At 54.7% G+C, this 13,128-nt stretch carries 15 protein-coding genes; 6 read left to right on the top strand and 9 right to left on the bottom strand.

Going from position 1 to position 13,128, the window contains the following annotated elements; all coding sequences use genetic code 11:
- The 5 genes from OOZ53_RS25975 to gspG form a co-directional block, all read left to right on the top strand.
- On the top strand, window positions 1–339 hold a 339-nt coding region (locus tag OOZ53_RS25975), incomplete at its 5' end, for an RHS repeat-associated core domain-containing protein (protein ID WP_271092710.1).
- 482 nt (window positions 340–821) lie between these two features.
- The gene (locus OOZ53_RS25980; RefSeq protein WP_271092711.1) at window positions 822–1,340 is read left to right on the top strand and encodes a hypothetical protein; all 519 of its coding nucleotides are present in this window, start codon (window positions 822–824) and stop codon (window positions 1,338–1,340) included.
- Between the two features lie 404 nt (window positions 1,341–1,744).
- The gene (gspD, locus tag OOZ53_RS25985) at window positions 1,745–3,859 is read left to right on the top strand and encodes a type II secretion system secretin GspD (protein WP_333780617.1); all 2,115 of its coding nucleotides are present in this window, start codon (window positions 1,745–1,747) and stop codon (window positions 3,857–3,859) included.
- Window positions 3,859–4,353, top strand: a complete 495-nt coding sequence (locus OOZ53_RS25990) for a prepilin peptidase (protein WP_271092712.1) — start codon at window positions 3,859–3,861, stop codon at window positions 4,351–4,353. The genes gspD and OOZ53_RS25990 overlap by 1 nt, the downstream gene beginning before the upstream one ends.
- Window positions 4,354–4,369: 16 nt before the next feature.
- Entirely contained in the window at window positions 4,370–4,825 is a 456-nt protein-coding gene (gene gspG / locus OOZ53_RS25995) for a type II secretion system major pseudopilin GspG (protein ID WP_271092713.1), read from the top strand.
- 24 nt (window positions 4,826–4,849) lie between these two features.
- Here gspG and OOZ53_RS26000 read toward each other — a convergent pair whose 3' ends face one another.
- Genes OOZ53_RS26000 through OOZ53_RS26040 form a run of 9 tightly spaced genes read right to left on the bottom strand, consistent with a single transcriptional unit; the run spans window position 4,850 to window position 12,318 of the window.
- A complete protein-coding gene (locus OOZ53_RS26000) occupies window positions 4,850–5,533 on the bottom strand; it encodes a type II secretion system protein GspJ (RefSeq protein WP_271092715.1) in 684 nt (227 codons plus the stop codon).
- Between the two features lie 3 nt (window positions 5,534–5,536).
- A complete protein-coding gene (locus OOZ53_RS26005) occupies window positions 5,537–5,914 on the bottom strand; it encodes a type II secretion system protein (protein WP_271092716.1) in 378 nt (125 codons plus the stop codon).
- A complete protein-coding gene (locus OOZ53_RS26010; protein WP_271092717.1) occupies window positions 5,901–6,386 on the bottom strand; it encodes a prepilin-type N-terminal cleavage/methylation domain-containing protein in 486 nt (161 codons plus the stop codon). Before OOZ53_RS26010 ends, OOZ53_RS26005 begins: the two co-directional genes overlap by 14 nt.
- Window positions 6,383–7,591, bottom strand: coding sequence for a type II secretion system F family protein (locus OOZ53_RS26015; protein WP_271092718.1), 1,209 nt, complete (start codon window positions 7,589–7,591; stop codon window positions 6,383–6,385). Before OOZ53_RS26015 ends, OOZ53_RS26010 begins: the two co-directional genes overlap by 4 nt.
- A complete protein-coding gene (locus OOZ53_RS26020; protein WP_271092719.1) occupies window positions 7,588–9,225 on the bottom strand; it encodes a GspE/PulE family protein in 1,638 nt (545 codons plus the stop codon). Before OOZ53_RS26020 ends, OOZ53_RS26015 begins: the two co-directional genes overlap by 4 nt.
- Window positions 9,226–9,229: 4 nt before the next feature.
- Window positions 9,230–10,189, bottom strand: a complete 960-nt coding sequence (locus OOZ53_RS26025) for a hypothetical protein (RefSeq protein WP_271092720.1) — start codon at window positions 10,187–10,189, stop codon at window positions 9,230–9,232.
- On the bottom strand, window positions 10,140–10,679 hold the full coding sequence (locus OOZ53_RS26030; protein ID WP_271092722.1) for a hypothetical protein: 540 nt from the start codon (window positions 10,677–10,679) through the stop codon (window positions 10,140–10,142). The genes OOZ53_RS26025 and OOZ53_RS26030 overlap by 50 nt, the downstream gene beginning before the upstream one ends.
- Window positions 10,676–11,263, bottom strand: a complete 588-nt coding sequence (gene gspM, locus OOZ53_RS26035; RefSeq protein WP_271092723.1) for a type II secretion system protein GspM — start codon at window positions 11,261–11,263, stop codon at window positions 10,676–10,678. The genes OOZ53_RS26030 and gspM overlap by 4 nt, the downstream gene beginning before the upstream one ends.
- Window positions 11,260–12,318 carry a PilN domain-containing protein gene (locus tag OOZ53_RS26040; RefSeq protein ID WP_271092724.1) on the bottom strand — a complete coding sequence of 353 codons (1,059 nt, stop codon included), beginning with the start codon at window positions 12,316–12,318 and terminating at the stop codon, window positions 11,260–11,262. Before OOZ53_RS26040 ends, gspM begins: the two co-directional genes overlap by 4 nt.
- A gap of 510 nt (window positions 12,319–12,828) precedes the next feature.
- Here OOZ53_RS26040 and OOZ53_RS26045 point away from each other — a divergent pair.
- Window positions 12,829–13,128 (top strand): SpvB/TcaC N-terminal domain-containing protein (locus OOZ53_RS26045; protein WP_271092725.1); only part of this gene is annotated, 300 nt, incomplete at its 3' end.

Consider the following 13,128-nt stretch of genomic DNA (forward strand, 5'->3'; position numbering starts at 1 on the left):
GCCTATGCGTCCTATGGCGAGCCGACCAATGCGGCGATGGCCACGCAGAAGGGCTATATCAACGAGCGGCATGATCCCGAAACGGGGCTGATGTATCTCAACGCCCGCTATATGGACCCCTCCTTCGGCCGCTTCATCTCCCCGATGACTGGGACCCCATCATCGATGGCGTCGGACCAAACCGATACGCATATGCACAAAACGATCCCGTCAATAAGAGTGATCCAAACGGGCATGTCGCGTACCCTAACCATGGCGATGATGAAAACGAGTACGCTTCGGAGCCCGGTGGTGTGGAGGTTGCTCAGGCTAACGCCATACCTGGAGCGAAAGGAATAGGTCCAGCTGGACTTGAACCGTTGGTTCCAGGACATAAAGGACGAGTTAAATCTCTTGAGGCGCTGATAGATTTAATCGGTGATCGAATCACAACCAACGTAAAAACGATAGGCGTAATTCTAACGATAAGTGCCCAGATACATCAAAATGTTGGCGTTAGAGGTGTAGGTACCAGACCTATTAGCGAGCCAGTCGATCTTGAGGAGAAATTGGCGGGTGAAGAGATAGTTGGCGATATGGAAGACGGTGGCGGCGAAGACATAAGCGAAACTATGGGGGACCCACGCTATACCCCGGACACCGGAACACATGATAAGTTGCGTGGAAATCACGAACATCCGGATGGTTCGAGAACTGAAGTTCATGCAGATAGAAACAGAACCACCGGCGCTCTATCAGACGTTAAGTTCAAAGATGCACCCGACAACCGCAAAAGTCGGGGACACCGAAAACACAAATAGAATTGGTGCTGGGTTACACGAATGATGGTGGTTTTTAAAACTGGACGTGAAAAGTCGCATTTTGAACCCGACAGGGAGTATGTTGTATATGCAATATACCTTCGAGAAAAAAATGCTCTGATGATACAATCCGCAGATTTTGAATCATCCCCATCCTTGGTCGATTTAGATCGAGTGAGTGTTGTTGACGGTCGCCTCTCAAGGTACTGGGTTTGTGGTGGTCCTCATATAAGAGTTGATGGCAGTGTAATCGCCGATGCGGTACTGTCATTTCCCGAATGGTCTGATAACACCATGTTTTTCAATGATTTGGTCGAAAGTAGAGGTGAGGCCGGAGTTATTTGGCGCTCATATAGAGAGCGAATGGATTTGGAGTTTGCACCTCCCTCACTCACAGCAAAGAGTATACCATTGGGAGACGATTGGGTTCAATGCCAAAACTGTAGTGATGCATGGCAGATAAACCTTGGTGATGAAGTGGTGATCTGTGCTCATTGCGGTACGAAACAGCGAAACCCCTATACCGCGCAAACTGAATAGGAACGAAAGCTGTCCGTCTCGGCCAGGTGGTCAATGCGGCCTCCGCCACGATCGACTTTGCCTATGGCGCAAACGGCAAGCGCGCACGCAAGGTGGGCGCCGGCACCGATACGCTCTATCCGGATGCCGATGCGGAGATCGATGTGACGGGAACGCATGTTCTTACCAAAGACTATGCGCGGATAATCTTTGCGCCTATTCCGTGCGAGAACCGCGGGGCAAGGGGCAAGACCTGCTCCCGTTTTGCTCCCGTGATACTTCTTGGCGGTCCCCCAATTGTCTCACCGATACAACGCGATCCGCATAGCTTTTGTGGATAACCTCAAAGTGCTGGCGTGGGGCGGGTGCAACGTATAATTGCCGCTGATATGGTCTATTGAAATACTCCTTCTCGGGCGGCGACAGTGACAGTTTTCCGGCACATTACGTTGCTGCTGATGTTCCTATTTCTGGCAGCATGCACCAGCACTCCGTCTCGGAGCGTGTTCAACGACGCGCTTTCCGACCTTGAATCCTGGGGGGCGTCAGATAGGGCGGCTGTCGGCGGCAACCGGACGGTCATAGGCGGAGGCGGTCAGCGCTCGGCATTCACCGGCGCAGTGCAAAAAGGAACCGGCAGCTTTGTCTCCGCGCGGGCTCCAGCCATCTCTCCTGGCACCACAAGTTCCGGCAAGGACGGCTACACGCTGAACCTTGTTAACGTTCCGATAAAGGATGCGGCGAAGAAAGTCCTCGGGGACACGTTGAACGTCAACTATGTCGTCGACCCGCAGGTGTCGGGGTCAATGACGATCCAGACGAGCGCGCCGGTGACGCGCGATGCGCTGATCGAGATATTCGAGACGGCGCTCGCCGTCAACGACGCAGCGATTGTCGAGAAGAACAACAGCTTTCAAATCGTCCGCAGGGCTGACGCGCTCAGTGCGACGCCTGCCGTCAGTGTTCCCCGCGTCGCATCGTCCGGGCCGGGACTCAAGGTCCAGGTCATTGAATTGCAGCACATCGCTGCCGACGAGATGAGCAGTATTCTGCAGCCAATCAGCCGGCAGGGTTCGATCCTGCGGGTCGATGAGCGGCGGAATCTTCTCATCCTCGCCGGCAACAATCCAGATCTTCAGGCGATGCGCGAGGCGATTTCGGTGTTCGATGTCGACTGGATGCGCGGGATGTCCGTTGCCCTCCATCCGTTGCAGACTTCGCACCCGATTGCCATTGCAAAGGAACTCGACGAGATTTTCGGCAATACCGGCAATGTGAAATCGAAGACGATACGTTTCATTCCGAATGAACGGCTCAATGCCATTCTGGTGATTACGTCCCGGCCAAGATATCTCAGCCGGGCGGCAACCTGGATCCAGAAGCTGGACGCGCAGGCGCAATCGAACGAGGATCAGCTTTTCGTCTACCACATCCAGAACCGCCCGGCGCCCGAACTGGCCGAGGTGCTGAGAGCCGTTCTTAACCAGGAAAATGCAGATGTTGCCGATACGGACAGTGCGGTCGCTCCGCAACTGACGCCTGCAAATGTTTCATCTGACGGTTTCGGGGAGGCGAACGCGGCGCTACAGGCGAGCGGCTCAGCTAAGGGCAGGATGCGCACATCCGTCGTTGCGGATGTGGAGAACAATGCGCTGCTTATTTCCACGACCGCGCGGGATTATGAACGCATTGAGCGCATCCTCAGGCAGTTGGATGTGTTGCCGACGCAGGTGCTGCTTGAAGCGGTTATCGCCGAAGTCACACTTGACGATGAACTCAAACTCGGGGTGCGGTGGTTCTACGAGAACGGCGGATTCTCGCTGGGGCTGTCCGACCTCGCATCCGGTTTCGCCGGCGCTGCTTTCCCGGGGTTCTCCTGGACCTATGCCTCCAGCGACCTGAAGGTCACGTTGAATGCACTCGCAAGCATCACCGATGTCAACATTATTTCATCGCCGACGATTATGGCGCGGAACAACCAGAAGGCTGTTCTGCAGGTGGGTGACGAGGTGCCGATCGTTACGCAGCAGGCGGTCGATGTCGCCAATACCGGAACCGTCATCAACTCGGTCGAAATGCGCGACACCGGCATTATCCTGACGGTTGTTCCCCGAGTGAACAAATCCGGGCGTGTGATGCTCGATATCGAGCAGGAAGTCAGCACCGTCGTCAAAACTACTACCAGCGGTATCGATTCTCCGACGATCCGGCAGCGAAAGATCACGACCCAGGTTACCGTTCACGACGGGGAAAGCTTGGCACTTGGCGGGCTGATTCAGGAAAGCAACACGCTGAGCCGAGGTCAGGTACCGGTTCTCGGAAGCTTGCCGCTCATCGGCAATGCCTTCAAGGACAAGACCGACAGTATCAAGCGAACAGAGCTCATCATCTTCATCCGGCCGCGCGTCGTGCGCAGCGTTCAGGAGGCCAGGGGCGTCACCGCCGAGTTCCGGGATCAACTCAATCTGGAAAGCCCGATAAACAAGCGCCGCAAGGGATCGACCCGTCAGCAACGCGACATCAACAGGATTGTTCACTGATGTTCGGTCAGGCGGACTATTTTTGGATATTCGGCCTTCTTTTGGCGGGCAATGTGGTCGTCATTTCAGCCATCGACCTGCGGCATTTGATCATTCCGAATGTTCTGAACGGCTCACTCGCGGCCCTCGGATTTGCATTTCAGATAACAAGCCAATCTTCTATCCCTCTGACCACGATTTTCGGTGCCATTGTTTTGTTTAGCGCATTCTACCTCGTGCGCGCGGCCTATCTCCGTTCACAAGGCGTAGTGGGTTTGGGATTGGGTGACGTAAAAATGGCAGGCGCGTCCGCGGTCTGGCTCAATCCGTTCAATTTGCCGGTCTTTGTCTTTATTGCGTGTACCGCCGCGCTGCTTTCACTGCCGCTGTTGAAGCAGTTCAGCGAACAATACCAGCAATCCCGCAGGCTCCCTTTCGGCCCCTTTTTGGGGCTGGGGCTTATGGTCAGTTGGTACCTTGAAAACACCGTTCAGATTGACCTGGCCGGTTACTGAAGCTGGAGCGAGCTTGATGTTGAAAGTCAGACAGTCGCGCAAATCTGATCAATCGGTTCGAACCGGTGAAGCCGGTTTCACCATGGTTGAACTGCTTGTCGTGCTTGCGATCATAGGTCTGATCGCATCCTTTGCCGTACCACAGGTGCTTCGCTATCTGGGATCTGCTCGGACCGATGCTGCACGGATTCAGATCAGCAATATCGAATCCGCCATGGAGCTCTACTACATCGACAACCTGCGGTACCCGGATACGGAGCCCGGGATTGCCGCGCTTTCCGTTCGCCCCGATGATCAGCAGAGGTGGAACGGGCCTTATCTGAAGGATGCGGACAAACTCAGGGACCCTTGGGGCAACCCCTATACATACAAGTTGGATGAAGAGAAGGGTAACTTTGTTATCTCATCGCTTGGTCGTGACGGCAAGGTCGGCGGAGAGGGCGAGGATGCGGATATCTCCAATTTCGAATAGGTTCGAATTTCTATTGCGCTCGATTTATTTCGTGGCATTGCGTATCTGCGCTATGCCTTCGCTGGTAAATTCGTGGCCGTTGCGGATCGCGGTTACAGTCATTCGGACGGCTCGCGGCAATGAGCGCTCATGGTTCCAATCCGGCGACCATTGCGGCTTCTGAGAGGCAAAAGGCGCACCAAAATATTCGAACCGGATTTCCTTAACATCGTCCAGAATTGTTGCTGAGACCGGTTCGTCTCCTGTCGACGTTGAACCGTGAAAACGACGTGTACTCAAAGTCTGGACCAGATCGTTTGCATCGCCATTTTCGGCCATTTCTATTCTCTTCGTCCGCATGGCCGCTTCTTGAATTCCAACCCTGGACGTGCTGACAAATTCGATCACGGTATGTGAACCGCGGAAGAAAGCGCGGTCTTTGTTTTCGGAAATGTCGAGCGGTAGCGCGAGGGCAGATTCAATTGTTCTCTCCAGATAACGGGAAACACTGTCCAGATCGTATTGCATTTCTCTCTCAGAGTGGATTTGCGATGCCTTGCGCAGTTGTCCAAGGAACACAGTCGTCATTCCGGTAATCAGCGCCAGTATCGACAGCACTACCAGGATTTCAGCAAGCGAGAAGCCGGCAATCGGGTCCGCGGATATATCGCCTGCCGGTTCAGCGGATTTGTGCACTAACTTTGCAGGTTTATGGGACGGAGATGTCATGCCTCAGTCACTCCTGGCGAAAGTGATGTATTTTGAGGTCAGCTTCGGACGGGCATTGTGTGTGATTTCCAGGGTTAATGTCTTGACTTCCGGTCCGCCGTAAATTGCCAAGGGCTTGGCCGACAACGTCCACGAATAGGGCCCGTCGCGGCCTTTCTGAACCGCCTCGTGTAGGAAATCCTCCAGAACCATTTGTGAGAGTTGGGCCTTCGCGACCAGTCTCATATCCGCTTCGATTCTGCTTCTCTCGGCATTGTGGAGGCTGACGCTGATTGCTTTTACCGCAACAGCGAGTGAGACTGAAATCACCGCAAAGGCAACGATTGTTTCGATTAGAGTGAAACCGGCCTCACCATCGCTCGTTCGTTCAAAGGTCTTCACTATCGATCCTCGACGTTAGACCTGTAAGCCAATTGGTTTCAAAGCGCAGCTTTAAGCCGGCATCGTCTATCACCGTGAAACGTGCGCCTGTCGATCCGCCTTCACCGAAATAGGCGACCGGTACCGTTCCATCGGCGGAAACAAGCTCAAGCCCGACCAGAATCGACATCTCCAGGTCTTCGGGGATTTCGAGCTGCAAATTCTGTCCAAGGTAGCGGACGACTCGTTTGTCCAGGTCGAATGCAACGGTGCGCTTCGTTCCCGTCATCATTGCATCTCGGTGAGCAAGTCTGAGAATGTGGACAGCGTCGTCTACAAATGCGGTCTTACTCTCCTGTGCTTGACGCCCCGACAGGGCAAAGCCGGCGAGGCCGGCTGCCAGTGCTACGATCAGCAAACCGACCAGCAGTTCGACCAGGGTGAAGCCCTGTATGCTGTCTTCGTCAACGCGTAGGTCCGCTTGTTCGCTCAACGTATCGCCAACTCGTTGATGCCAAGCAGTGTGCTCATGACGGATGTCACGAGCACGCCGATGACGAGCCCGAGGAATATTGTGATGGCCGGCGTCAGGAATTTGAACAGCCGATCAAGCCTGATCTTCTGACGCGCTTCGATTGCAGATGCCGCTCGGGCCAGCATAGTTGGCAGATTGTTGGACTCCTCACCGATTCTGATTTGCGCAGTAAGGCCGTCGTTCATGAGGTTGGTTCCAGCTAGCGCTTCATGAAGGCGCGAACCGGTATTCAACCGCTCTTCGGCAAGCCGGAATTGACGTTTCATATTGTCACTCGGCGCTGCTTCGCTGGCAAGACGCATGGCATCCTTGGCCGGGACGCCGTTGGTAAGCAGCAAGTTGAGTGTCCGCAGATAGTTGGCAACGGCGGTTTGCTTCAGGATGTCACCGACAAAGGGGAGCGAATGACGAGCGTTCATGATCAATTGCTTCGCGCGTGACGAGACAATTGTGATGAAAACGATGCACAAGACGCAGGCCAACAGAGCGGCACCATGGTGCGTAATGCCAACACGGACGGCGGAAAGGATGTAAACAATTGTCGGAGGACCGTTCGCGCTTCCTTCAAATATGGGTTCGATCGCCGGTACCAGATAGAAAGCCAGAATGAAAATCGCAGCAATCATCATGGCAATGAGAAACAGCGGATAGAGCAGCGCCTCCTGGATTTCCGCGCGTCGTTTCGCTTGCTGTTCGTAGCGCTCCGACACATTCGAGAACACGCCAGGCAGATTGCCGCTTTTCTCGCCAGAGGAGATCAAAGCGATAATATCGGCTGGCATCCCCGCCGGTGCAAAGGCTTCGGCTACTGACGACCCCTCCTTCAAGCGTGCTTCAACATCGAACAACCTTTTTTTGTCATTAACATCGAGATCGTCGGACAGCATGGTCGCGATCGCCTGATCTATTGTGAAACCCGATTGAAGCAGTACCGCGAGGCCGGAAAACAGACGGGCATTGTTCGGCTTCGTAAGCGACCCAAGTTGCCACAAAGCCTGGCTTGGCCTTTTTGCATCTCCGCCGCTAAGGTCTGCCTCCAATACAAACGGCATCTTGCCGCCCTTTGAGAGTGCGAGATACGCCGCTTCTTTCGACCCAGCCTCTATAGTATCTGCATCAACCGCACCGTTCTTCAGATGGGCTTTATAGCGGTAGCGTGTCATGCATCACCCAATCCGCTGAGTACTCTTTCGACTTCAGCCTTATCGGTCAGACCGCTCGCAACAAGGCCGCGAGCATGATCCTTGAGCGAGACGAAACCGGTTGTTTGTGCCGCGTCCAAGACATCGGTTTCCGTTGCGGATTGGTTGACAGCGTGGTGGACCCCACGGCTGACCTCCAGTATTTCATAGGTTGCCAATCGACCCTGATAGCCGCCACCCCCACAGCGCTCGCACGAATCCGTCGTATTGTCGGCGCAGGAACCGCATCGTCTCCTTAGCAGTCGTTGCCCGATAATCGCGCGGACTGTGCCAGCCAGTAGATAACCCTCGATCCCCATATCGATTAGCCTGCTGAATGCGGCGGCGGCACTGTTGGTATGGAGTGTCGAGAATACGAGATGGCCTGTTAGGGCTGCCCTGATTGCGATACGTGCAGTTTCGGCATCGCGGATTTCGCCTACCAGAATGACGTCGGGATCCTGGCGAAGGACTGTCCTCAGCGTTGTCGAGAAGTCCAGCCCGATCGTTGAATTGACTTGTACCTGTGTTATGCCATCGATGCGGTATTCGACCGGATCCTCGACAGTGAACACTTTGATTCTGTCGCTGTCGATTTCGTTGATCATTGAATACAGGGTTGTCGTTTTCCCACTGCCGGTCGGGCCGGTAACGAGGACAATACCGTCTCTCAATTGAGAGAGCCGCTTAATCCGTTGGACGTCGGCACTGCCATAACCCAAGGAATCCAGTTTCAAAGGTACAGTGCTGCGGTCGAGTATGCGCAGTACAAATGTCTCACCATGAACGGACGGCAAAACAGATACGCGCAAGTCGATTTCCTGTCCGCGCACTGCGACCCGCATACGGCCGTCTTGAGGCATCCGCGTTTCAGCAATGTTGAGGTGTGCAAGGATTTTCAGTCTGGTTGAGAGGCCGGCATGCAGTTTTTGGGAAGCCCTATGGTCAAGAATAAGCACGCCGTCGCAACGGAAGCGTATGGAGACGGAATCGGCTGATGGTTCTATGTGGATGTCGGTCGCGTTCCGGTCGACTGCGCGTTGTATGACGTCGTTTACCAGTCTGATGACCGGAGCTTCGTTTGCAACATCTTTGAGGCGGTTAACGTCCTGAAGCTCCAGTTCAGCGGAATGTTCGTACTGTGAAGAGACATCGGCCAATTCGGCGTTGTGTTCGGCGTTCCATTGACCAAGCAACTCCGTGATGTGGCTTCTTGGCGCACAGAACAGATCGAATTGCATGTCCAGCAGATAAGAGATCATTCCGACATCACCGGCTGAAAGCGGATCGGCAACGACCAAAGCAATGTTGTCGTCGTTCCGTGTGATCGGTACAATGCCTGCGTTTGTAAGAAATCCGACGCCGATTCTTTCGATAAGGTCATCGCTTAGGTCTGGGCGCGACAGCCTGTGCATGCGGATTCCACTGTAGACGGCAAGATGGCGGGCAAGATCTTCTTCTCTTACGAGCCCGAGCTCGACGAGCACCGTGTCAATCGACTGGCCGGTCGAGCTTGATGCCGCGATCATACGCGAGCAATCCGATTGGCTAAGAACAGAGTTCTCCTTCAGGTATTCGCCAAACGCTTTAATCTCCCGGTGATCGTTCGTTGTCATCGCGCTAACCGAACTGCTCGAGAATTCGCCGGAATTCTGATCCGAATAGCGCAGAACAACTGCCAAGTGTCGATTGACCGTCGAGGGTTGCCAAATCGTCATACCGCCAGTTTTCGACGAGGCGGTCGATGCCGCCGGAGGCTGATCCTTTTGCAAACACGCCGTTGAATTGCCCGGTTATAGTTCCACGGCGTACGACAACCGACACAGTCATCGGAGACGGCTGCGCGTTGGCGCCTGCCCGGAATGCGTCGGAAGCGTTCTGTTCCGTCAGCATTTTTTTGAGTTGCGGCGGCGCTGCCTGCAGATCGACGACACTCGAATTCGAGTGGACGCTGAATGTCTGACGCAACATTTGAAGTGGGATATCGCCAGCGCCAACGATGTCGTAAAGTTCAGCCACCGATTCAAACGGAGCCCGCTTGGGCCCATTCTTGAAGTCTTTGGTAGAGGCTCCCGGGTCGGATGATGAATGGGACCTGAAATCTACAACCCGGTCGGCCAGCAGATCAGCTTCAGAATCGTATTTCCCAAGTGCCGCGAAAGCCGCGCTCAGGGTGCTCTTCGACGCCCTGTTGAGATTGACAAGTCCAGCGTGATTCTGAAGCGAATGCATGACGACAACTTCGCCATCACGGCAGCGGTGAACGGTCGAATTCGAGTGTCTTTGTTGCGCTTCCCCATCCGTTGATCGCGTCTTTTGCTGGGCAACAAGTATCAGCGCAATCCCATCCGCGAGGTAGTTGAGCCGGTCTGCCTGATGCAGCATCGCAATATGAACAGTTTGCGTTCGCGCCGCTAATGTGAGCGGTGTAAGCACTGCGGCGATTGCCAGCACAATCCAGAGGACTGCGACCAGGCTGAAGCCTTCCACGCGCGCATCGGACGTGTGGCAGAGCGATCGCATACACATGTCACCGGCCCCCGATTTCATACAGGTGCAGACGAACTGATCGCCCGCCATTTTCCAAACCAACGCTGTCATTGTCGATGTCGGCAACGGTCCAGGAATTGATGCTGTCGCCCTCAACAACCCATTTGTTCTCGCCCCCGCTGCTGGTCAGCAGCGCGCTGGACGCCTCTTTTGAAATGCTGACGCCGATCAATGTGAAATCAGGCGGTGGAATGGCCAGCGCGGTTGCCCTCGGCGGCGCACTCGGCTTTTTGATCGCCGCCGTTTGAATCGGTTTGGCTGGTTTCGGTGGAGGAGGCGGTACGAACTTTCTGCGGCTGCGGCTGAAGAGCGGTCGTTCTGTGGTTGCGGAAAGTTCCATTTTGGAAAGCTCTGTGACATTTTCGCCTGGTGTTTTGCCCGTACCCGATGCTGTTGCGGTTACCGTCGGATCCGGGATGATGGGTGAAACATCGACAGGATGTTCCAGTAGATAACCGCCCACCAGTAACGAAAGGGCGGCTATGCCTACCAGCCAGAAAAGAGTAATGGCAGATCTCATTTGCCTGCCTCTTCCGATTCCGGTTTCAGCGCACCGTAAAGTCTTATCTGCGCAACGAGCACCGGCTCGGCAACCGGTGCCCGCAGTGCCATCTGGTCTGTAGAGCGAACAGTCAGCTTCGTTACGAACAGCACGGGTTTTGCGGTTTCAAGCGCAAACAGCGTCTTTTGAAGGCTGGCGATTGTGCCCGTGACATTTGCTTGTAGTCCAACATAGGTGAGATTATCGCGACCCAGATCCGGTGCGTTTCCGACGGATATGACATTCAGATGCTGCGCGTTCGCAGTTTGTTTGAGCTGCTGCTGTAGTCCTGCGCGTATGACGGTCTCGCTTTCACCGGAAAGGAATTCGTCCGAGGCAGCTTCTTCGGCCAGGGCCGTATTGCGGATCTCTTCAGGCAATCTGTTTGCGATTGACTGCAAACGGCCGAGAAGCTCCCTTTTTTCAATGACCGATTGGTTGGAGTGCCGGAGCGATGCAAATGCACCGGCTGCCACAAAGCCGGCTGCGCATATCGCGCCAAAAACGATTCCAAGTGCGACAGCTCGCCGTAATCCCCGCGGGCTGTTGAGAAGCCAGATCATGCTTCCGGCCCCTGCGGTACAAATCGGGTCTTCAGGGTGAAACGCTCGAAATCCTGACCGGGGACTTTGTTGACCGGGGTTGAAAATTTCGGATCCGCAAACCGCCCGGAGCTTTCCAGCAAGGGAACAATCGCTTCGGCAGACGTGGAAAAACCGGTCAGTACAATCGTTCCATCTTCGATTGTGATATCACTCAACCAACTGTTGTCGGGCAAAATGTCTGAAAGCATCTCGAGCATGAGGACAGTGGCGCCCGACGCATTCTTCTCGCGCCTCAGAGAAGAGATCGTCTCCAGCAATGTCATCTTCGCTTCGAAGTCTCGCCGGGCCTTTCCGGCCGCTTTCTGGGCAATCTGAATTTCGGCGTTGAGGGTCTGTTCGGCGCGGTCGTATCGATGATCGGCGATCGCCCACGTGCCAATTGCACCGGCAAGGAATGTTATGGCGCATGCTGTTTTCAGCCAGCGCTTGATCCGTTGTGACAACGACCGACCAGCCAGGGCAACTAAGCTGCTTCGTCCTGCCTCGAACTCGGCATCATCCGTCTGGAAGACAATTGACCCGACCGTGCAGCCGTTCTGCTTCAAGTGATGGGCGATGGGGTCGATCTCATCTTTTCTGATGATGAAATAGCTTGTTCCATCCGACGAACCATTGTCGCGCGGAAGCACGACGTGGACATCTTCCTTCCCGAACGGTGTGTTGGCTGCCAGATCGATTTCGGCCATGGCACAGGCGCGGCTTCCGGGCAATCTTATGTCGGCTATTTTTCGTCGGACGAAACGACCGCCGGTCAGGAGCAGGACAATGTACCTGCGCTTTCGCCTGGGCAGCGCGACGAGGATGTCGGACAGTGCGTCAACGGCCTCGACAGTGTGCAAGTGCTTGTCGCCAACGACAGATAAGGTAGCCGGAAAAAGAGTTCCCGTTTTACCAAGAGTCAGCATGAGCGGCGTTGCATTTTCGATCTTGCGGCGATCACGAAACGGCAGGCTGTCGAATTCATCGACAAACCATTCGGCAAAGTCATTTATCGTTGCAACGGCGCCGGTCATATTCATCTCGGAGCTATTCTCTGGCGAATACCGCAGTCTTATCTGTTCGGTTGTAGCGGGCACGAGTCGTGCTCGTATTTGTCGAATACAACCTATGTCATATCGAGCGATATTTTCTATTGTTGTGTAGGTTAGGATGCGTATTCGATGTCGCTTTCCACAGCAAAAGGTTGTGGAAACTTCAACTGGTGGTTTTTTAGCCTTGCAACAAAGTTGTTCAGCGCGTTAGCCGTATTGCGCGTATTCGAGTGATTCTCACAACTTGGCGACGGGATGGCTCCGGAGGCAACTCCGGTGTGGGGGGACGTGTGCGCTGATGAGGATCTGGGCGGTCCTCGATGGGGATGTCGATGGCACCGCCGCTATATCGAGGGGATTGTGATGCGTCGTATCTTGGGGTGTTCTTTTGATTGTTTGCCGTCGAAGGCCCATCTGACACTCAAGGGACTAGCCTTTATAGCTGCATCCGCGCTGCTGCTTTTACAGTGTGGATCGGTACAGGCGCAGCTTATGTCCGGCGACATAGAGGTCGAACCCAACCCAAAGGCACAAACATCTGCAATCACCACTGGCCGTGGCAATGCGAGCTATGAATACGGTCTTGATCTTCCGGGTTTCCGCGGTCTCGAACCGAAGATTGAGCTTCGCTACGATTCCGCGCGCAAGACCAAGCGGCAGGGGCTCTATCAGGGCTGGCTGGGCTATGGCTGGGGCCTTGCCGGCTATGATGTCATCGAACGGGTCAGCGAGGGCAGGGGCCTTGCCTACTATGACGATACCAAGGACGTCTTCCTGCTCAACGGCTATGAG

Origin of the sequence: Allohoeflea poritis (assembly GCF_027889715.1) — a bacterium.
Classification (GTDB): Bacteria; Pseudomonadota; Alphaproteobacteria; order Rhizobiales; family Rhizobiaceae; genus Hoeflea_A; species Hoeflea_A poritis.